The sequence below is a fragment of the Pseudomonas sp. MDT1-17 genome, assembly GCF_054898105.1.
The window spans coordinates 584,189-602,187 of sequence record NZ_JBUBVM010000001.1 but is presented as its reverse complement, the minus strand read 5'-3'; the positions used below and the strand labels follow the sequence as shown (position 1 = coordinate 602,187).

Here is a 17,999-nt window from a genome sequence, read left to right as displayed (position 1 = left end):
TGGCCGCAGCGTCGGAGTTTCCTGTGGGAGCGGGCTTGCTCGCGAAAGCGGTGTGTCAGGCAACATTCAAGTCGACCGATCCACCGCTTTCGCGAGCAAGCCCGCTCCCACAGGGGATTGCGGCGATCAAACCTTGGCCGGCGGACAACAGTCCTGAGGGGCTCCCAAACCAGGCGAAAACGCCAGTTTCAACTTCACCCTTGTAGACCGTCTTGCCCACCCCCATATTGGGGCGACTGACGCGTGAAGGAATCCAACTTGAGCGAACTTCTCAACCGCCGCCTGGCTCTGCTCGGCGAGCGCGCTAACCTCTCTCTGCTCGAACAGTGCCTTCACGGCATCGAACGTGAATGCCTGCGCGTGACCGGCGAAGGTCGCCTGGCGCAAACGCCGCACCCGGAAGAATTGGGTTCCGCGCTGACCAACGAACAAATCACCACCGACTATTCCGAGTCGCTGCTGGAGTTCATCACGCCCGCCCTGCCTGACCCGGCAGACACCCTGGCGAGCCTGGACAAGATTCATCGATTTGCCTACAGCAAGCTCGGCAACGAGTACCTGTGGAGTCCATCGATGCCGTGCCCGTTGCCGGCCGAGGAAGACATCCCGATCGCCTATTACGGCACCTCCAACATCGGTCAGCTCAAGTACGTCTACCGCAAGGGCCTGGCCCTGCGCTACGGCAAGACCATGCAGTGCATCGCCGGGATTCACTACAACTTTTCCCTGCCGGAAAAGCTCTGGCCGCTGCTCAAGGAAGCTGAAGGCTTTGTCGGCACCGACCGTGACTATCAGTCTTCGGCCTACATCGCCCTGATCCGTAACTTCCGCCGCTACAGCTGGCTGCTGATGTACCTGTTCGGTGCATCCCCTGCGCTGGACGCCGGTTTCCTGCGCGGTCGTTCGCACCAGTTGGAACAACTGGACCCGGACACGTTGTACTTGCCGTACGCCACCAGCCTGCGCATGAGCGACCTGGGTTACCAGAGCAACGCCCAGGCCGGTTTGACGCCGTGCTACAACGACCTCGCCAGCTACACCGACAGCCTGCGCAAAGCGGTCGCCACGCCTTATGCGCCGTACGTCGAAATCGGCACACATCAGGACGGTGAGTGGGTGCAGCTCAACACCAACATCCTGCAGATCGAAAACGAGTACTACTCCAACATCCGCCCGAAACGCGTGACCTACACCGGCGAACGGCCGATCCAGGCGCTGATGGCCCGTGGCATTCAGTACGTCGAAGTGCGTTGCCTGGACATCAACCCGTTCCTGCCGATGGGCATCGACCTCACTGAGTCGCGCTTCCTCGACGCGTTCCTGCTGTATTGCGCGCTGAACGACAGCCCGCTGCTGACCAATACCTCGTGCGGCAACGCGACCTCGAACTTCCTCAGCGTGGTCAAGGAAGGTCGCCGTCCGGGCCTGCAGCTGCAACGCGACGGTCATCCGGTGGACCTGAAAGAGTGGGCCTGCGAATTGCTGGAGAAGATTGCACCACTGGCGGCGATGCTGGATCAGAGCCATGGCGGCGATGCGCATAGCAAGGCGCTGGATGCGCAGCTGGCCAAGGTCAAGGATCCTTCCCTGACGCCATCCGCCCAGGTGCTGGCGGCGATGGCTGAGCACAAGGAGAGCTTCAGTCAGTTCTCCCTGCGTCAGAGCCAGGTGCATGCGGAATTTTTCCGCAGCGAGCCGTTGAATGGTGATGATCAGGCGACATTTGAAGCGCGGGCGCGTTCGTCGCTGGCTGAGCAGGTTGAGCTGGAGCAGAACGAGGTGGGCGATTTCGATGTGTTTGTCGGGTCGTATCAGGCGAGCATTTTGGCCATTAGCAACTAACATCAGAAGGTCCTTCGGACCTTATCGCGAGCAGGCTCGTTCCCACACTGGATTTTCGGCGTGATTACAATTGTGTAGGCACCATTAAACCCTGTGGGAGCGAGCCTGCTCGCGAAGGACGCACTGCGGGCTCCCTTAGAATTTTCCGTTCATAAGCTCATTCGAAAAAGTTATTTATTTTCTGATTCTTAGATCATTTAGTCTCCTTTCACGCCGATTCTCGGTCGTCTGAAAAGGAGCTTCTCAATGAAACTGACTTTCCCCCTTCGCCTGCTGGCGGCCGCGTCTCTGGCTGCGATGAGTTTCTTTGCCCAGGCGGCCGACGTCACCGTCGCCTACCAGACCACCGTTGACCCGGCGAAAGTCGCCCAGGCCGACGGTGCGTACGAAAAAGCCACCAACGCCAAGATCGACTGGCGCAAATTCGACAATGGGGCCGACATCATCGCCGCCATCGCTTCCGGCGACGTGCAGATCGGCTACCTCGGTTCCAGCCCTCTGACGGCAGCAATCACCCGCAAAGTCCCGGTAGAAACCTTTCTCATCGCCACCCAGATCGGCGCCGCTGAAGCCTTGGTCGCTCGCGACGGTTCCGGGATCAAAACGCCGCAGGACCTGATCGGCAAGAAAATCGCCGTGCCGTTCGTTTCCACCGGCCACTACAGCCTGCTGGCCGCGCTGAAGCACTGGAACATCGATCCGTCGAAAGTCACCGTCCTCAACCTCGCTCCGCCCGCGATTGTCGCTGCATGGAAACGCGGTGACATTGACGCCACCTACGTGTGGGACCCAGCCCTCGGTGTGGCCAAGGAAAACGGCAAAGTACTGATCACCTCCGGCGAACTGGCCAAGTTCGGCGCACCGACCTTCGATGCCTGGATCGTGCGTAAAGACTTCGCCGAGAAGCACCCGGAAATCGTCACCGCGTTCGCTAAAGTGACTCTGGATGCCTACGCCGACTACCGTAAAGACCCGAAGGCCTGGCTCGCCAACCAAAGCAACGTCGACAAGCTGGTGAAACTCTCCGGCGCCAAGGCCAGCGACATTCCGCTGCTGCTGCAAGGCAACGTCTACCCGCTGGCGGCTGATCAGGTGATCACCCTCGGCGCGCCGACCACCAAGGCCATCACCGACACAGCCACGTTCCTCAAAGAACAAGGCAAGGTCGAGGCTGTGCTGCCGGATTACGCCCCCTACGTCAGCGCCAAGTACATCACCAACTGATCGGGAGTTAACTGCGATGGCTTTGCTAAAGCTGGAGCGCATCAGCGCACAGTACCCCGGTGCCGCCGAACCGGTACTGGCGGATATTTCCCTGAGTCTTGGGCCCCAGCAATTGCTGGTCGCCCTCGGCCCGTCCGGCAGTGGCAAGACCTCGCTGTTGAACTTGATTGCCGGTTTCGTCGAGCCCAGCGCCGGGCGCATCACCCTCGATGGCGTGCCGGTCAAAGGCCCGAGCGCCGAACGCGGCGTGGTATTCCAGGACGACGCGCTGCTGCCCTGGCAGGACGTGCTGGCCAACGTCGGTTTCGGTCTGGAACTGGCCGGCATTTCCCGGGACAAACGCGAAATCCGCGCCCGGGAAATGCTCGCCCTGGTAGACCTTTGCGGTTTCGAAAATCGCCGAATCTGGCAACTCTCGGGCGGGCAGAAGCAGCGTGTCGGTCTGGCGCGCGCCCTCGCCGCCGACCCTCGGGTTTTGCTGATGGACGAACCCTTCGGCGCCCTCGATGCCTTCACCCGTGAACAAATGCAGGCGCTGCTGCTGCAAGTCTGGCAGCGCACCGCCAAGCCGGTATTTCTGATTACCCACGACATTGAAGAAGCGGTGTTCCTCGCCACGGACCTGATTCTGCTGGCGCCAAACCCTGGGCAAATCTTCGAGCGCCTCAGCCTGGATTTCGGTCAGCGATACGCCGCTGGTGAGTCGGCTCGATCGATCAAGTCTGACCCGCGCTTTATCGAAACCCGCGAACACGTGCTCGCCAAAGTGTTCTCCCAACGCAGCACCGCCCAGCGGCAGGAGCGCGCATGAGCAGCTATGAAATTCCGGCCGCGACGGGAAAAACCAACGGCCAATTGGTAGTCATTCCGGTACGTCGCAGCCTCAGCACCCGGTGGATCAGCGTGCTGACGCTGGTCGCGCTGGTTGTCATCTGGTGGGCCGTCACCGCCACCGGAATGATCGAACCGCTATTCCTGCCGCCACCTTCCGCTGTGCTGCAAAAAGGCTGGCTGCTGGTCACCACCGGCTACATGGATTCGACCTTGTGGCAGCACTTGGGCGCGAGTCTCAGCCGAATCGGTCTGGGCCTGGGCTTCGCAGTGCTGACCGCCGTGCCGGTGGGCATCGCCATCGGCCACAACCGTATCGCTCGGGGCATTCTCGATCCGCTGATCGAGTTTTACCGCCCTATCCCACCCTTGGCTTATCTGCCGCTGATCGTGATTTGGTGCGGCATCGGTGAGCTGTCAAAAGTCTTGCTGATCTACCTCGCGATCTTCGCCCCGATCGCCATCGCTACCGCGACCGGTGTGCGCACCGTCGACCCGGCCAAATTGCGCGCGGCGCAGTCGTTAGGCGCGACCCGGGCGCAGTTGATTCGCCATGTGATTCTGCCCAGCGCGTTGCCGGACATTTTGACCGGTGTGCGCATTGGCCTGGGTGTGGGTTGGTCGACGCTGGTCGCTGCCGAACTGATCGCCGCCACCAGCGGGCTGGGCTTCATGGTGCAGTCGGCCGCGCAGTTTCTGGTCACCGATGTGGTGGTGCTGGGGATTCTGGTGATCGCGCTGATCGCCTTCGCCATGGAAATGGGCCTGCGCGCCCTGCAACGCAAACTGGTGCCGTGGCATGGCCAGGCTCACTAAAGACTTGTCATTGACCCTGCCGACAGCTCGGCTCCCCGGATTGAAGAGAACCACCATGAGCCACCTGAAAATCGTCCCCCTCAGCTCGGCCCTCGGCGCGCAAATCAGCGGCGTCGACATCAGCCAGCCGCTGAGCCTGGAACAGCGCGACGCCATCGAGCAGGCGTTGCTCAAGCATCAGGTGCTGTTCTTCCGCGACCAGCCAATCGAGCCACAGCAACAAGCGCGATTCGCCGCCCATTTCGGCGACCTGCACATTCACCCGATCTACCCGAATGTGCCGGAACAGCCCGAAGTGCTGATCCTCGACACCGCCATCACCGACGTGCGCGACAACGCCATCTGGCACACCGACGTAACCTTCCTGCCGACCCCGGCCATGGGCGCTGTGCTCAGCGCCAAGCTGCTGCCGGAGTTTGGTGGCGACACACTGTGGGCCAGCGGCATCGCGGCGTATGAAGCGTTGTCCGCGCCGATGAAAACCTTGCTCGAAGGGCTGACAGCTACCCACGACTTTACTCGGTCGTTTCCGCTGGAGCGTTATGGCAACACGCCGCAAGCGTTGGCCCAGTGGGAAGAAGCGCGCCGCAAGAATCCGCCGCTGTCACACCCGGTGATCCGCACGCACCCCGTGAGCGGGCGCCGGTCGTTGTTCGTCAATGAAGGTTTCACGTCGAAGATCAATGAGCTGTCGGAGACCGAAAGCGAGGTGATTCTGAAGTTTCTGTTTGCCCACGCGACACGGCCGGAATTTACGATTCGCTGGCGTTGGCAGAAGGACGACGTGGCGTTTTGGGATAACCGCGTGACACAGCATTACGCCGTGGATGATTACCGGCCGGCGCGGCGGGTGATGCAGCGGGCGACGGTGCTGGGGGACGTGCCGTTTTTCCGGTGATCATCCAATACTTGTACTGACTTTGATGGCGCCGTCGCGGGCAAGCCCGCTCCCACACTGGTTATGTGTTGAACCAACATTCTGTGGCCAACCGATAAACCTGTGGGAGCGGGCTTGCCCGCGATGAGGTCAAAGCAGGCGCCAGATTATCCGGTGCCGAACACTTACTCCGCCGCCGAAGGCTTCTCCCAAAGATTAATCCCACCCTCCTGAGCAAACCGGTCAATCTCCGCCAGCTCTTCAGCGCTAAAGCTCAAATTCTTCAACGCCCCGACGTTCTCGATAATCTGCTCCGGACGGCTCGCACCGATCAGCGCAGAAGTCACCCGCGAATCACGCAACGTCCAGGCCAATGCCAGCTGCGCCAGACTCTGTCCGCGACGCTTGGCGATCTCATTCAGTGCACGCACATGAGCGATGTTGGCTTCGGACAGGTGCGATGCCTGCAACGAACCACCGCCCGGGCGATTGACCCGCGCATCCGCCGGCACACCGTTGAGGTACTTGTCGGTCAACAAACCCTGAGCCAGCGGCGTGAAAGCAATCACGCCCGTACCGAGTTCGTCCGTCGTATCCAGCAGGTCTTTTTCCACCCATCGATTGAGCAGGTTGTAAGCCGGTTGGTGAATCAGCAACGGGACTTTCCACTCTTTCAGCAGCGCGGCCATTTCACGGGTTTTAACCCCCGAGTAGGACGAGATGCCGATGTACAGCGCCTTGCCCTGTTGCACGGCAGTGGCCAGTGCGCTGGCGGTTTCTTCCAGCGGCGTGTCCGGGTCGAAGCGGTGGGAGTAGAAGATGTCCACGTAGTCCAGACCCAGGCGTTGCAGGCTCTGATCAAGGCTGGCCAGCACGTACTTGCGCGAACCGCCGCCCTGACCATAAGGGCCGGCCCACATGTCCCAACCGGCCTTGCTCGAGATAATCAGCTCGTCGCGATACTGCTTGAAGTCTTCGCGCAGCAAACGACCGAAATTGATCTCGGCGCTGCCATACGGCGGGCCATAGTTGTTGGCCAGGTCGAAATGGTTGATGCCCAGATCAAACGCGGTGCGCAGCAATGAACGCTGGGTGTCGATCGGCGTGCTGTCGCCAAAGTTGTGCCACAGGCCCAGAGACAGTGCCGGCAGCACCAGCCCACTGCGACCGACGCGGCGGTAAGGGATGGAGTCATAGCGGGTTTCGGCAGCGGTGTAGGTCATCGAATCCTCTCTTGTCTGTCTTGAAGTTGGTATCGACTGCTTCGCAAGTTGCCCAGCATACGCCCAGACAAACGCCGATAAACCTCGGACTCGAGAAAATGCTGAAACGTTTCACAGATTTTTGATCCACCTACGTTTACGCCGACAACTCCCGCAGGGCGGCAGCAGCCAGAAAGCCAGACCTTGAGCTATATCGCTGATCCCGTCTGACCGTTTGGTCGATACGTTCAAGCAACTGCTCAGGCAGCGTGGCATTGAAGCGTACCGACTTGCCGAAGTAAGGCGTGATATCGAATTCGACCACACCCCACACGCCGCCTGCGTAATCAGGGTTATTAAGATGAGCGTCGATCTCACGCACCTGCGGCAGTGGATCGCCATCGGCCACCAAGCCTTCATAATGCAACGACAATGCTTCTTTCACGTTTTCAAATGCCTGCGCCACAGTACCGCCTGCGGAGAAGCAGCCCGGCACGTCCGGGATAATTACTCCGTATTCTGAGTCGGCATCCTTGTGCAGAACGACCGGGAATTTCATTTCGGTGAGTCCTTCCTGTGATGTGGCCCCTTCGGGGCTTTGATATCCGATGTCGGGGCTCATTTCAGACCCGCCTGTTTCAATATGCTGTTGATCGTTCCTTTTGGAAGCTCTGAGTCCGGGTGTTTTATCGTCACCCTCCCTGGCTTGTACGGATGCTTGTACTGATGATGGCTGCCTTTCACGGCCCCCAGACACCAACCATCCTCTTCGATCATCCTGATCATTTCCCGACTTCGCATCACCTTCGTCCTTGTGGGCAGCATCTGCTGCGCACTTACGCGACGAACAGGCTTTTAATACACACCATACACACTATGATAAATATTAGCCTAAGGTGAGAAGATCCAACTTGCCCGTGGACCAGCGGCTACCGACCATCCGCAAACACTTCCCCCAACCAATCCACAAACACCCGAACCCGTGGCGACATGTGTCGGTTGTGGGGATACAGCACGTCTGGCTCAGCCAGAAGACATCTCCCGCGTCGTGTCCTTTCTGGTCGGCCCGGATTCGGCCTGGGTCAACGGGCAAATCCTGCGGGTCAATGGCGGGCTGGTTTAACTAAGCTCACACTGACACCGCAGTCTTGATCGTTCTCAGGAGCACACACCATGCACACCACGATCATCATTACCTTCGGCCTGATCCTGCTGGCGCTGATGCTGTTCATCGGCGAGAAAATCGGTTTCAGCCGCCAGACCCTGACCTACAGCTTTGTCGTGCTGTGGTTCGCGCTGACGTTGATCAACGGTGCAGTCGGCATGGTCAGCGCAGGCCAGCCCCTGAGCACGGAACTGGTGGTCGGCAGCGCCGTATTCGGCGTGCCTGTGGCGGCGATGGTGCTGTTCATGGTGTTGAGCGCCGAGACCTGAAAAGGGCCCGGCGCCACCGGTTCTCGATCAACGCACCAAATGCAAGAACTGCATGTGCCGTTCGTACTGATCGAGGATGTCGTTGATGATCTGCTCCTTGGTGTAACCCACCAGATCGTAGTCCTGACTGCCCTCGCTCAAATGCACTTCGGCCCGGTAGTAGCGACGGTTGTTGAGTTCCTTGGAACCCATGCCGCCACGGGCAAACGATGGCGTGAAGTAGCCACGCATCTGCACCTGATAGATGAACGGATGCTCCTCACCGTGACCGATTTCCAGGCTGACGTTGTCATTCGCCGGATCGGGTTGAGTGAGCACGTTCAAGCCCTTCTCGACGAACACCGCCGAGACTTCTTCAATCGCCGGGCGCACCGTCGTATCGAGGAAGCGGTAAACCTCATCACGAGACGGGAAATGCACGGCCTGAGTCAAGCGTTGACGCCAGCCGCCACGCCGCGAGCCGGACACCGGCGCCAGGGAATGCATCTGCGCGATCTGCTTCTGCGACTCCAGATAGAACGCTTTGTGCAGCCCCCACATCATCAGCAGCAAAATCATGGAGAACGGCAACGAGGTCAGCACCACCGCTGACTTCAATGCATCGATGCTGCCGGAGAACAGCAGCGCACTGGTCACCAGCGCCGTCATTGCACCCCAGAACACTCGCAGCCATTTCGGACCGTCTTCATCCGGGTTGCCGCCCTTGGCGGACAGCGTCGACAACACCACCGTGCCGGAGTCGGCCGAAGTGACGAAAAACACGAAGCTGATGAACACCGTCACCGCGATGACCGTTTTGCTCCACGGATAGGTTTCCAGCAGCAGGTAAAGGGTCATCGACGGGTTGTCGATGGCCGACATGCCGAGGGCGCTCATGCCGTGATTGAGGACTTGATCGATGGCGCTATTGCCGAAGATCGACATCCACGCCAGGGTAAAACCGAGCGGAATCAACAGCACGCCGAAGACGAATTCGCGGATGGTCCGGCCACGGGAAATCCGTGCAATGAACAGACCCACGAACGGCGACCATGCAATCCACCAGGCCCAGTAGAACACTGTCCAGCCGCCCAGCCAGTCGCTGGGTTTGTCGTAAGCGTAGAGGTCGAAACTCTTCATCGGCAACGCGCCGAGGTAGTCGCCGATGTTCTGGATCAGGGTGTTGAGCAGGTGCTGAGTGGGGCCGGCGAACAACACGAACAGCAGTAGCGCGCAGGCCAGCAGCATGTTGATGTCAGACATCACCCGCACGCCTTTATCGACGCCAGACACTGCAACGATAATCGCCGCGCCCATCATCAGCGTGATCAGGCCGACCTGAATCCACTGGGTGTGAGCGATGCCGAACAAGTAGTCCAGACCCGAGTTGAGGTGCAACACGCCAAAGCCCATGTCGGCGCCGAGGCCGAACACCGTGGCGATGATGCCGAAGCCGTCCACCGCATAACCGATGGGGCCGTTGATGCGCTTGCCGATCAGCGGATAGAGCGCCGAACGCAGGGCCAGTGGCAGGTTATGTCGATAAGCGAAGTAGGCCAGCGCCATGCCGACAAAGGCGAACACGCCCCAGCCATGCAGGCCCCAGTGCAGAAACAGAATCTGCATCGCCTGCCGCGCCGCATCCGCCGTGCCGGCCTCGCCTTGCGGTGGTTGCGCCAAATGGGTCAGCGGTTCGGACACGCAAAAGAAAAACAGCGTGATGCTGATCCCGGCGGCGAACAGCATGCCGGCCCAGGACAGGTAACTGAATTCGGGTTCGTCGTGGTCGGCACCGAGCTTGATCTTGCCGTAGCCGGACAAGGCGGTGACCACCACGAAGACCAGATACAGGGTCATCGCAAGCATGTAGTACCAGCCGACCGTATTGGCCGCCCAGTTTTGTGCTTCCAGCAGCCAGGCACCGGCCTGTTCCGGCATGGCTATCACCACAATGCCGAACAACAGAATGAAGCTCGCCGCGAAGTAAAACACCGGCGGATTCATGCGGACCTGGCCGCTTGGAGGAAGGGACGATGCACTCATGAAAGGCGCACCTCAAGGGGGTGAAACAGGGCAATCAGTAACGGACTCGGCAAAGGCAAGCCTCCTGTTGTGAGCGGGCAGCAAACCGGCGGTTTAACTTGAATGTGCGTTCAAGTTAAACATGGATAGGGCGCTAAGGACTAATCGCAAGCTTCGGCGGTGTGCTTTGTACGCTAGCTCATGGAAGGGTATGACGTGGGGTTTGGAGGATTTTGTAGGAGCTGTCGAGTGAAACGAGGCTGCGATCTTTTGACTTTGGTGGTGTTTTTGAAAAGATCGCAGCCTCGTTTCACTCGACAGCTCCTACAGCCAGCGAAGACTGTTTATCTGTCACCAAAAAACCGGGGGCCTACTTCTGCGTCCCATCATCATGCTGCAGATTCGCCTGCGTCAGGTTGCACCCGGCCGGTACGCTACGGGTCAGCCAGACATTGCCGCCAATGGTCGAACCCTTGCCGATAGTGATCCTCCCCAAAATCGTCGCCCCTGCATAGATCACCACATCATCCTCAACAATCGGGTGCCGTGGATGGCCCTTCTGCAACTGGCCGTCCTCATCCGCCGGGAAGCGTTTGGCGCCCAGCGTCACGGCCTGATAAATCCGTACGCGCTCACCAATGATGGCGGTCTCGCCGATCACCACGCCCGTCCCGTGATCGATGAAGAAGCTGCGACCAATCTGCGCGCCAGGGTGAATGTCGATACCGGTGGCCGAGTGGGCGATTTCCGCGCTGATCCGTGCCAGCAACGGCAATCCGGCGCGGTACAAATGATGGGCCAGGCGATGGTGAATCACCGCCAGAATTCCCGGATAGCACAGCAGCACTTCATCGACGCTGCGAGCTGCCGGATCGCCGTGATAGGCCGCCAGCACGTCGGTGTCGAGCAGACTGCGCAGCCCCGGCAACGCGAGGGCGAAGTCCTGAATGATCTGAATGGTCTTGGCCTCGACCTCAGTATCGGCCTGGGCACTGTGGCGAGCGGCGTAGCGCAATTCGAGTCGCGCCTGAGCCAGCAACGCATTCAACGCAACGTCCAGCGTGTGGCCGACGTAAAAGTCTTCACTCTCCTCGCGCAGATCCACCGGGCCGAGGCGCATCGGGAACAACGCGCCACAGAGGGCTTCGAGAATCTCTGCCATGGCCGCCCGGGAAGGCAACTCGCGACCGCCCTGTTCGGTGCTGGCGCGGCCGTTTTGTACGCGCCACTGCTCACGCGCCGTGCGCAGTTGACTGACGATGGTCTGCAGTTGCCAATGACTGGAACGCTCGCTCACGGTAAAAACTCCTCACGGGCGGCCGGACTGTCTGGCCGCGTTAACGGGGATTACTTTACGGCATGGTCCGGAAGGCGAATTAAGAACCGATTGTGCTGTGCTCAGCACTTTTGGGCATAAGGCGATTGCCGGTTGCCCCGCTAAATAGGCGTGCCTATAGTCCTGTCATCTCCCTCCGCCAGTACGGACCCCCATGATCAAACAACAGCTTGCCCGCTTTAACCGTCTCGACCTGCTTGGTCATCCTACTGCCCTGGAAAAACTCGAACGGCTGTCGACCTGGCTCGGCCGCGATGTGTACGTCAAACGTGACGACCTGACGCCGCTGGCCATGGGCGGCAACAAGCTGCGCAAACTCGAATACCTGGCGGCCGATGCGCTGGCACAAGGTGCCGACACCTTGATTACCGCAGGGGCGCTTCAGTCCAACCATGTGCGCCAGACTGCCGCCATTGCGGCCAAGCTTGGCCTGGGCTGCATAGCGCTGCTGGAAAACCCCTTGGGTACCGACGACGCTAACTATGTCGGCAACGGCAATCGACTGTTGCTGGACCTGTTCGATGCCAAGGTCGAGTTGGTTGAAAACCTCGACAACGCCGACGAGCAATTGCAGGCTCTGGCCGACCGTCTACGCAACAATGGCAAGAAGCCGTATCGGGTGCCGATTGGTGGCTCGAATGCATTGGGCGCGTTAGGTTATGTGCGCGCCGGGCTGGAATTGGCCGAGCAGATCAAGGACACCGGGCTGACATTCGCCGCCGTGGTTCTGGCCTCGGGCAGTGCCGGCACCCACAGTGGTCTGGCGCTGGCATTGAGCGAAGTACTGCCGGATTTGCCAGTGATTGGTGTCACGGTGTCCCGTAGTGATGAAGATCAGCGACCGAAAGTCCAGGGTCTCGCCGAGCGCACTGCCGAGCTGCTGGGCGTGAGCCTGCCAGCGAGTTTCAAGATCGAGTTGTGGGACGAATACTTCGGTCCGCGCTACGGCGAGCCGAATGCCGGGACCCTGTCGGCGGTGAAGCTGGTGGCGAGTCAGGAAGGTTTACTGCTGGACCCGGTTTATACCGGCAAGGCCATGGCGGGATTGCTCGATGGCATCGGCCGCCAGCGCTTCAATGACGGCCCGATCATCTTCCTGCACACCGGTGGGGCACCGGCGTTGTTTGCCTACAAAGACTTTTTATAAGCGATCGTTCCCACGTCTGCGTGGGAACGTTCTTGAACGCATATACAATAAAAGAATAAAAAACTAAATATTCATTATTTTCTTATCTAAAAACCTCATCATATAGTCACGCCGCAGGCGAATTTGCAGCGAGACGCATACGCTGCTTTAGGGCAGGATATCGCAGTCGTTCAAATCCCGAATTTGCCAACTTTCCTAAAGCGTCTTCCATAAGAAAACACAGGGGCTTGTCATGAATTTTTCTGCACTACGTCGAAACTTGCTGGTTGGTTCGCTGGGCCTGGCGCTGAGCGCCGGTCTGTTGGGGCAAGCAGTTGCCGGTGAGCAGCTGCAAAAGATCAAAGACGCTGGCGTGATCAACGTCGGCCTGGAAGGCACTTACCCACCGTTCAGTTTCGTCGACGCCGACGGCAAGCTGGCTGGCTTCGAAGTCGAGTTCTCCGAAGCCCTGGCCAAAGAGCTGGGCGTGAAGGTCAAACTGCAACCGACCAAATGGGACGGCATCCTTGCAGCGCTGGAATCCAAGCGTCTGGACGCGGTGATCAACCAGGTGACCATCTCGGACGAGCGCAAAAAGAAGTATGACTTCTCCGAGCCGTACACCGTTTCCGGGATTCAGGCGCTGGTTCTGACCAAGAACAAAGACACCATCAAGACCGCCGCCGATCTGGATGGCAAGAAAGTCGGTGTAGGCCTGGGCACCAACTACGAACAATGGCTCAAGGAAAATCAGCCTAAAGCCATTATCAAGACCTATGACGATGATCCGACCAAGTTCCAGGATCTGCGCGTCGGCCGCATCGACGCCATTCTGATCGACCGCCTCGCCGCACTGGAATACGCCAAAAAGGCCAAGGACACTGTCGCCGCCGGCGAAGCGTTCTCCCGTCAGGAAGCCGGTATTGCCCTGCGCAAAGGTGAGCCTGAGTTGCTGGCTGCGGTGAACAAAGCCATCGACAAGCTACGTGCCGACGGTACGCTGAAAAAGCTTTCGGAAAAATACTTCAGCGCTGACGTCACTCAATAATGGAAGAAGCTTTCCAACTCGCACTGGACTCCCTGCCTTTCCTGCTCAAGGGGGCCTACTACACGGTCATCTTGAGCCTGGGCGGGATGTTCTTCGGCCTCATGCTGGGCTTCGGCCTGGCACTGATGCGCCTGTCGCGCTTCAAGCTGGTGAGCTGGATCGCCCGCATCTATGTGTCGTTCTTTCGCGGCACGCCGTTGCTGGTGCAACTGTTCGTGATCTATTACGGCTTGCCGCAATTGGGCATGGAACTCGATCCGCTGCCGGCGGCCCTGATCGGCTTCTCGCTGAACATGGCCGCTTACGCCTGTGAAATCCTGCGTTCCGCGATCAGCTCCATCGAGCGCGGTCAGTGGGAAGCTGCCGCCAGCATCGGCATGACCCGAGCGCAGACCCTGCGCCGGGCCATCATCCCGCAAGCGATGCGCACCGCATTGCCGCCGCTGGGCAACAGCTTCATTTCGCTGGTCAAGGACACCGCGCTGGCCGCCACCATCCAGGTGCCGGAGCTGTTCCGCCAGGCGCAGTTGATCACAGCACGCACCTTCGAAGTGTTCACCATGTACCTTGCCGCCGCGCTGATCTACTGGATTCTGGCCACGGTGCTCTCGCACCTGCAGAACAAGTTGGAAGAGCGGGTCAATCGGCACGACCAGGAGTCCTGACCCAATGATTGTCGTGGAAAAACTGACAAAGCAGTTCAAGGGTCAAGTGGTGCTCAACGGCATCGATCTGCAAGTGAAGGAAGGCGAGGTGGTGGCGATCATCGGGCCTAGCGGCTCGGGTAAAACCACCTTCCTGCGATGCCTGAATTTTCTGGAAGAACCCACCAGCGGCCGGATCAAGGTCGGTGACATCGAGATCGATGGCAGCCGCCCGTTGAACCAGCAGCAGAGCTTGGTGCGGCGCTTGCGTCAGCACGTTGGCTTCGTGTTCCAGAGCTTCAATCTGTTCCCCCATCGCACCGCTTTGGAAAACGTCATCGAAGGTCCGATTGTGGTGAAAAAGATTCCCCAGGCCGAAGCCGTTGCCCTGGGTAAAAAGCTTTTGGCCAGGGTTGGCCTGGCGGGCAAGGAAGACGCTTACCCGCGACGCCTTTCCGGTGGCCAGCAACAGCGTGTGGCGATTGCCCGTGCACTGGCGATGGAACCGGAAGTCATCCTGTTCGATGAACCGACCTCAGCGCTCGACCCAGAACTGGTAGGCGAAGTGCTGGCGACCATCCGCAGCCTGGCCGAGGAGAAGCGCACCATGGTCATCGTCACCCACGAAATGGGCTTCGCCCGCGACGTGGCGAACCGCGTGGTGTTTTTCGACAAGGGTGTGATCGTCGAGCAAGGCGAAGCCAAGGCGCTGTTTGCCAATCCGAAAGAAGAGCGGACTAAACAGTTCCTCAGCAAGTTCTTGAATAACGCTCACCACTGAAACATCACCTCACCTCTTATTAACTTCCATGGATGGAAGTGACAACCACCCCGCTAATAAATCTCTCGGCCCTCCCGAACAATAGATATTTAATCGACGCTGCGTGCGGTACATATATATGTCCTGCAACAGATTAACCTCGCCTAAAATCCGTCAAAACCAGCCTCCCCACCGAACTGATCTCGCCGTCCACAACGCGCTAAAAGCCTATAAAATCGCGGTCAAGTTCGACAGAGTGGTACAGCTTATTGACTTCAATGCGTAGGATCTTTCTGAATAACCCTGGATACTCTACTTAACTAGCCAGCTCTATTGACACCTGTTCAAGCGAACTCTTATCTAGTCTCCAACAGGCGTCGAATCCCGCACTCACTCATTATTTAAACTTGTAAATAGCGAACAGTATTGTTGCTCGGCAATTCACGCCTTTCGAACTTTCAGAAACGGACTTCGCTGCAGGCTTCAAGGAGAAACCCCATGACAAGCACTTCGAACAAACCCGAACTTGCGGCCCCGACCCTGGCGCAATCTCACAAGACTTGCATCAACACCACTTCGGCAGCTCACCTGCTGATCGACGTGGCGCCCTACCCCGGCATGGACGAAGGCGACCTGATCGAACTGTTCTGGGACAACTGCTACGTGGCCTCCAGAGTGCTTACGGCCAGCGATGTCGGCCAGCCGGTCCAACTGCGTGTGCCCGAGAGTTTCATCGCCAATGGCACCTCGCGCGTTCACTACCGGATCATGCAGATCGGGCAAGGGCCAACCCTGTCGGCCGCCAGACGGGTGCAGATCAAACTGGACTGCCCCGGCGGCCAACCATCGACGCTGTGTGGCGACGAAAACCAGAGTCTGGAACCCGTGAACATCCCCGAGACCATTCGCCGCCAGGGGGTCAATCCGAACCAGATCAAGCGCGGGGTTCCGCTGACCATCGAGCCTTACCTGAACATGGCCGCCGACGACGAAATCACCCTGCGCTGGGGCGATGTACGTATGGATCTGCCACGACTCAAGGCAAGCGATGTCGGCCAGCCGATCCAGGTCTGGGTGCCGCCGGCGATCATTCTCGAAGCCGGCGAAGACCTTCGGCTGGAAGTGACTTACTGCATCCTCGACCGGGTGGGTAACAACTCCCGCTGGGCACCACCGCGGATGCTGAAGATCGGGTGTGCAAATCCTTATCTGAAAGTGCCGTTGAAAGAGGAGCTGAAGGCAGCAGAACCCCGCAAGGAGTGAAAACACCGCCGCCCCTGTGGGAGCGGGCTTGCTCGCGAAGAGGCCGTATCAGTCACCATCAATGTTGCCTCACACACCGCCTTCGCGAGCAAGCCCGCTCCCACAGGGGGCGCGTTCAACCTCTTAAAGCGTCTTCTATGCTTATTCCTAAAAGTTAGTTTATTTATTATTTGTACACGCTTAGGGTATATGCACCGGACCACCGGACATTCTTGTTTTCGTTCGTCGCAACCCTCGCGGCGTTTCCATGAGATGTGAGGTAGGTATGGTCCGGAACACAATCACCCCAGTGCAGATCGCCAGGGCATTGCGTGCAGCCAAGGAGCGGCACTGATGTCCAGTCTGGCAGATGCAATCGTCCAGAGTGATCTGGACATCGCCCCGCTGTTGTTGCCCGCGCAGGTCTTGCGCAACGACGCACAAGCCATCAAGGCTGCCCATGAGCTGGCGCAAGTCGCCCGTCTGCAAGCGGCTAAACGCGACCAGCAGCGCAAGCTGCCGTGGTCGGAAATCGAACAATTCACCCGCAGCGGCCTGGGCAGCATTGCGATCTCTCGCGAGTACGGTGGCCCACAGGTTTCATTCGTCACCGTTGCCGAAGTCTTCGCGATCATTTCCGCGGCCGACCCGGCATTGGGACAGATCCCGCAGAACCAGTTTGGCATTCTTAATCTGGTGCTCGGTAGCGCCACCGAGTCGCAAAAAAAACAGCTGTTCAAAAGCGTGCTCGACGGCTGGCGGATCGGTAACGCAGGACCTGAGCGCGGCACCAAAAACACCCTTGAACTAAAGGCACGAATCACCGCTGACGGTGACGGCTTCGTCCTCAACGGGCAGAAGTTCTATTCCACTGGCGCGCTGTTCGCCCACTGGGTCGCCGTCAAGGCACTGAACGACGACGGCAAGCAGGTCCTGGCTTTCGTCCGCCGCGGTACACCGGGCCTGCGCATCGTTGATGACTGGTCGGGCTTCGGCCAACGCACCACCGCCAGCGGCACCCTTTTGCTCAACAACGTGCAGGTCGACGCCGAGCTGATGGTGGATAACTGGAAGATCAATGACAGCCCGAACATTCAGGGGGCCGTATCGCAGCTGATTCAAGCCGCCATTGACGCCGGCATCGCCCGGGGCGCCATCGACGACGCCATCGAGTTCGTGAAAACCTTCGCGCGGCCATGGATCGACGCCAAGGTCGAACGGGCCAGCGATGACCTGTATGTGATTGCTGATATCGGCAGACTGAAGATCGAACTGCACGCCGCCGAAGCGCTGCTGCGCAAGGCCGGGCAAGTGCTCGATCAAGTCAACGCCGCGCCGCTCACCGCCGAGTCTGCCGCCCGCGCCTCGATTGCCGTGGCCGAAGCCAAAGTGCTGACCACCGAGATCTCGCTGCTGGCCAGCGAAAAGCTTTTCGAACTGGCCGGCAGCCGCGCCACCCTCGCCGAATTCAACCTCGACCGCCACTGGCGCAACGCCCGCGTGCACACGCTGCACGACCCGGTGCGCTGGAAATATCACGCGGTCGGCACTTATCACCTCAATGGCACGCTCCCCGCTCGCCACTCCTGGATTTAACGACCAGATCTCTGGAGAAA

General features: G+C 59.2%; 17 protein-coding genes and 1 pseudogene. 13 read left to right on the top strand and 5 right to left on the bottom strand.

Annotated features, from left to right (window positions below; translation table 11 throughout):
* The first annotated feature begins 258 nt into the window (after nt 1–258).
* The 5 genes from gshA (at nt 259) to tauD (ending at nt 5,611) form a co-directional block, all read left to right on the top strand.
* The gene (gene gshA / locus ACYZTX_RS02645; RefSeq protein ID WP_462032836.1) at nt 259–1,842 is read left to right on the top strand and encodes a glutamate--cysteine ligase; all 1,584 of its coding nucleotides are present in this window, start codon (nt 259–261) and stop codon (nt 1,840–1,842) included.
* A 246-nt stretch (nt 1,843–2,088) separates the two neighbouring features.
* The gene (gene tauA / locus ACYZTX_RS02640) at nt 2,089–3,066 is read left to right on the top strand and encodes a taurine ABC transporter substrate-binding protein (RefSeq protein ID WP_462032835.1); all 978 of its coding nucleotides are present in this window, start codon (nt 2,089–2,091) and stop codon (nt 3,064–3,066) included.
* Nucleotides 3,067–3,082: 16 nt separating this feature from the next.
* Nucleotides 3,083–3,877: a taurine ABC transporter ATP-binding subunit gene (gene tauB / locus ACYZTX_RS02635; protein ID WP_462032834.1), complete on the top strand. Its 795-nt coding sequence runs from the start codon at nt 3,083–3,085 to the stop codon at nt 3,875–3,877.
* A complete protein-coding gene (tauC, locus tag ACYZTX_RS02630; RefSeq protein WP_462032833.1) occupies nt 3,874–4,713 on the top strand; it encodes a taurine ABC transporter permease TauC in 840 nt (279 codons plus the stop codon). Before tauB ends, tauC begins: the two co-directional genes overlap by 4 nt.
* 55 nt (nt 4,714–4,768) lie before the next feature.
* The gene (tauD, locus tag ACYZTX_RS02625; protein ID WP_462032832.1) at nt 4,769–5,611 is read left to right on the top strand and encodes a taurine dioxygenase; all 843 of its coding nucleotides are present in this window, start codon (nt 4,769–4,771) and stop codon (nt 5,609–5,611) included.
* Nucleotides 5,612–5,775: 164 nt separating this feature from the next.
* Here the strand turns inward: tauD and mgrA are convergent, their stop codons facing one another.
* The 3 genes from mgrA to ACYZTX_RS02610 form a co-directional block, all read right to left on the bottom strand.
* Nucleotides 5,776–6,813, bottom strand: a complete 1,038-nt coding sequence (mgrA, locus tag ACYZTX_RS02620) for an L-glyceraldehyde 3-phosphate reductase (RefSeq protein ID WP_462032831.1) — start codon at nt 6,811–6,813, stop codon at nt 5,776–5,778.
* Between the two features lie 136 nt (nt 6,814–6,949).
* The gene (locus ACYZTX_RS02615) at nt 6,950–7,414 is read right to left on the bottom strand and encodes a type II toxin-antitoxin system HicB family antitoxin (RefSeq protein ID WP_462032830.1); all 465 of its coding nucleotides are present in this window, start codon (nt 7,412–7,414) and stop codon (nt 6,950–6,952) included.
* A complete protein-coding gene (locus ACYZTX_RS02610) occupies nt 7,411–7,593 on the bottom strand; it encodes a type II toxin-antitoxin system HicA family toxin (RefSeq protein ID WP_462032829.1) in 183 nt (60 codons plus the stop codon). Before ACYZTX_RS02610 ends, ACYZTX_RS02615 begins: the two co-directional genes overlap by 4 nt.
* Before the next feature lie 211 nt (nt 7,594–7,804).
* Between ACYZTX_RS02610 and ACYZTX_RS02605 the strand changes: the two are divergent.
* Both ACYZTX_RS02605 and ACYZTX_RS02600 read left to right on the top strand, forming a co-directional pair.
* Nucleotides 7,805–7,915 (top strand): annotated as a pseudogene (locus ACYZTX_RS02605) (3-ketoacyl-ACP reductase); the annotation flags it as partial.
* Nucleotides 7,916–7,965: 50 nt separating this feature from the next.
* Nucleotides 7,966–8,226, top strand: coding sequence for a hypothetical protein (locus ACYZTX_RS02600; RefSeq protein ID WP_462032828.1), 261 nt, complete (start codon nt 7,966–7,968; stop codon nt 8,224–8,226).
* Between the two features lie 27 nt (nt 8,227–8,253).
* On the opposite strand, the gene betT is transcribed toward ACYZTX_RS02600, so the two are convergent.
* Together betT and epsC are read right to left on the bottom strand one after the other, a co-directional pair.
* Complete coding sequence (gene betT / locus ACYZTX_RS02595; RefSeq protein WP_462036976.1) at nt 8,254–10,209, bottom strand: choline transporter BetT; 1,956 nt, start codon at nt 10,207–10,209, stop codon at nt 8,254–8,256.
* Nucleotides 10,210–10,597: 388 nt separating this feature from the next.
* Complete coding sequence (gene epsC, locus ACYZTX_RS02590) at nt 10,598–11,524, bottom strand: serine O-acetyltransferase EpsC (RefSeq protein ID WP_462032827.1); 927 nt, start codon at nt 11,522–11,524, stop codon at nt 10,598–10,600.
* Between the two features lie 193 nt (nt 11,525–11,717).
* Here epsC and ACYZTX_RS02585 point away from each other — a divergent pair, with 193 nt between their 5' ends.
* From ACYZTX_RS02585 to ACYZTX_RS02560, 6 genes are all read left to right on the top strand, one after another.
* Nucleotides 11,718–12,710 (top strand): D-cysteine desulfhydrase, encoded by a 993-nt coding sequence (locus ACYZTX_RS02585; RefSeq protein ID WP_462032826.1) that lies wholly within the window; start codon nt 11,718–11,720, stop codon nt 12,708–12,710.
* A gap of 232 nt (nt 12,711–12,942) precedes the next feature.
* The gene (gene tcyJ, locus ACYZTX_RS02580) at nt 12,943–13,737 is read left to right on the top strand and encodes a cystine ABC transporter substrate-binding protein (RefSeq protein ID WP_462032825.1); all 795 of its coding nucleotides are present in this window, start codon (nt 12,943–12,945) and stop codon (nt 13,735–13,737) included.
* Nucleotides 13,737–14,402: a cystine ABC transporter permease gene (gene tcyL / locus ACYZTX_RS02575; protein WP_010464804.1), complete on the top strand. Its 666-nt coding sequence runs from the start codon at nt 13,737–13,739 to the stop codon at nt 14,400–14,402. The genes tcyJ and tcyL overlap by 1 nt, the downstream gene beginning before the upstream one ends.
* A 4-nt stretch (nt 14,403–14,406) precedes the next feature.
* Nucleotides 14,407–15,162: an L-cystine ABC transporter ATP-binding protein TcyN gene (gene tcyN / locus ACYZTX_RS02570; RefSeq protein WP_462032824.1), complete on the top strand. Its 756-nt coding sequence runs from the start codon at nt 14,407–14,409 to the stop codon at nt 15,160–15,162.
* A gap of 477 nt (nt 15,163–15,639) precedes the next feature.
* Nucleotides 15,640–16,404 (top strand): hypothetical protein, encoded by a 765-nt coding sequence (locus tag ACYZTX_RS02565; protein WP_462032823.1) that lies wholly within the window; start codon nt 15,640–15,642, stop codon nt 16,402–16,404.
* 333 nt (nt 16,405–16,737) lie between these two features.
* Nucleotides 16,738–17,979 carry an SfnB family sulfur acquisition oxidoreductase gene (locus ACYZTX_RS02560; RefSeq protein WP_462032822.1) on the top strand — a complete coding sequence of 414 codons (1,242 nt, stop codon included), beginning with the start codon at nt 16,738–16,740 and terminating at the stop codon, nt 17,977–17,979.
* Nucleotides 17,980–17,999 lie beyond the last annotated feature (20 nt).

Bases quoted from the DNA above. Each gene is read 5' to 3' on its own strand.
- tauA (WP_462032835.1), top strand. From the start codon at position 2,089: ATGAAACTGACTTTCCCCCTTCGCCTGCTGGCGGCCGCGTCTCTGGCT.
- tauB (WP_462032834.1), top strand. From the start codon at position 3,083: ATGGCTTTGCTAAAGCTGGAGCGCATCAGCGCACAGTACCCCGGTGCC.
- tauC (WP_462032833.1), top strand. From the start codon at position 3,874: ATGAGCAGCTATGAAATTCCGGCCGCGACGGGAAAAACCAACGGCCAA.
- tauD (WP_462032832.1), top strand. From the start codon at position 4,769: ATGAGCCACCTGAAAATCGTCCCCCTCAGCTCGGCCCTCGGCGCGCAA.
- mgrA (WP_462032831.1), bottom strand. From the start codon at position 6,813: ATGACCTACACCGCTGCCGAAACCCGCTATGACTCCATCCCTTACCGC.
- ACYZTX_RS02615 (WP_462032830.1), bottom strand. From the start codon at position 7,414: ATGAGCCCCGACATCGGATATCAAAGCCCCGAAGGGGCCACATCACAG.
- ACYZTX_RS02610 (WP_462032829.1), bottom strand. From the start codon at position 7,593: ATGCGAAGTCGGGAAATGATCAGGATGATCGAAGAGGATGGTTGGTGT.
- ACYZTX_RS02600 (WP_462032828.1), top strand. From the start codon at position 7,966: ATGCACACCACGATCATCATTACCTTCGGCCTGATCCTGCTGGCGCTG.
- betT (WP_462036976.1), bottom strand. From the start codon at position 10,209: ATGAATCCGCCGGTGTTTTACTTCGCGGCGAGCTTCATTCTGTTGTTC.
- ACYZTX_RS02585 (WP_462032826.1), top strand. From the start codon at position 11,718: ATGATCAAACAACAGCTTGCCCGCTTTAACCGTCTCGACCTGCTTGGT.
- tcyJ (WP_462032825.1), top strand. From the start codon at position 12,943: ATGAATTTTTCTGCACTACGTCGAAACTTGCTGGTTGGTTCGCTGGGC.
- tcyL (WP_010464804.1), top strand. From the start codon at position 13,737: ATGGAAGAAGCTTTCCAACTCGCACTGGACTCCCTGCCTTTCCTGCTC.
- tcyN (WP_462032824.1), top strand. From the start codon at position 14,407: ATGATTGTCGTGGAAAAACTGACAAAGCAGTTCAAGGGTCAAGTGGTG.
- ACYZTX_RS02565 (WP_462032823.1), top strand. From the start codon at position 15,640: ATGACAAGCACTTCGAACAAACCCGAACTTGCGGCCCCGACCCTGGCG.
- ACYZTX_RS02560 (WP_462032822.1), top strand. From the start codon at position 16,738: ATGTCCAGTCTGGCAGATGCAATCGTCCAGAGTGATCTGGACATCGCC.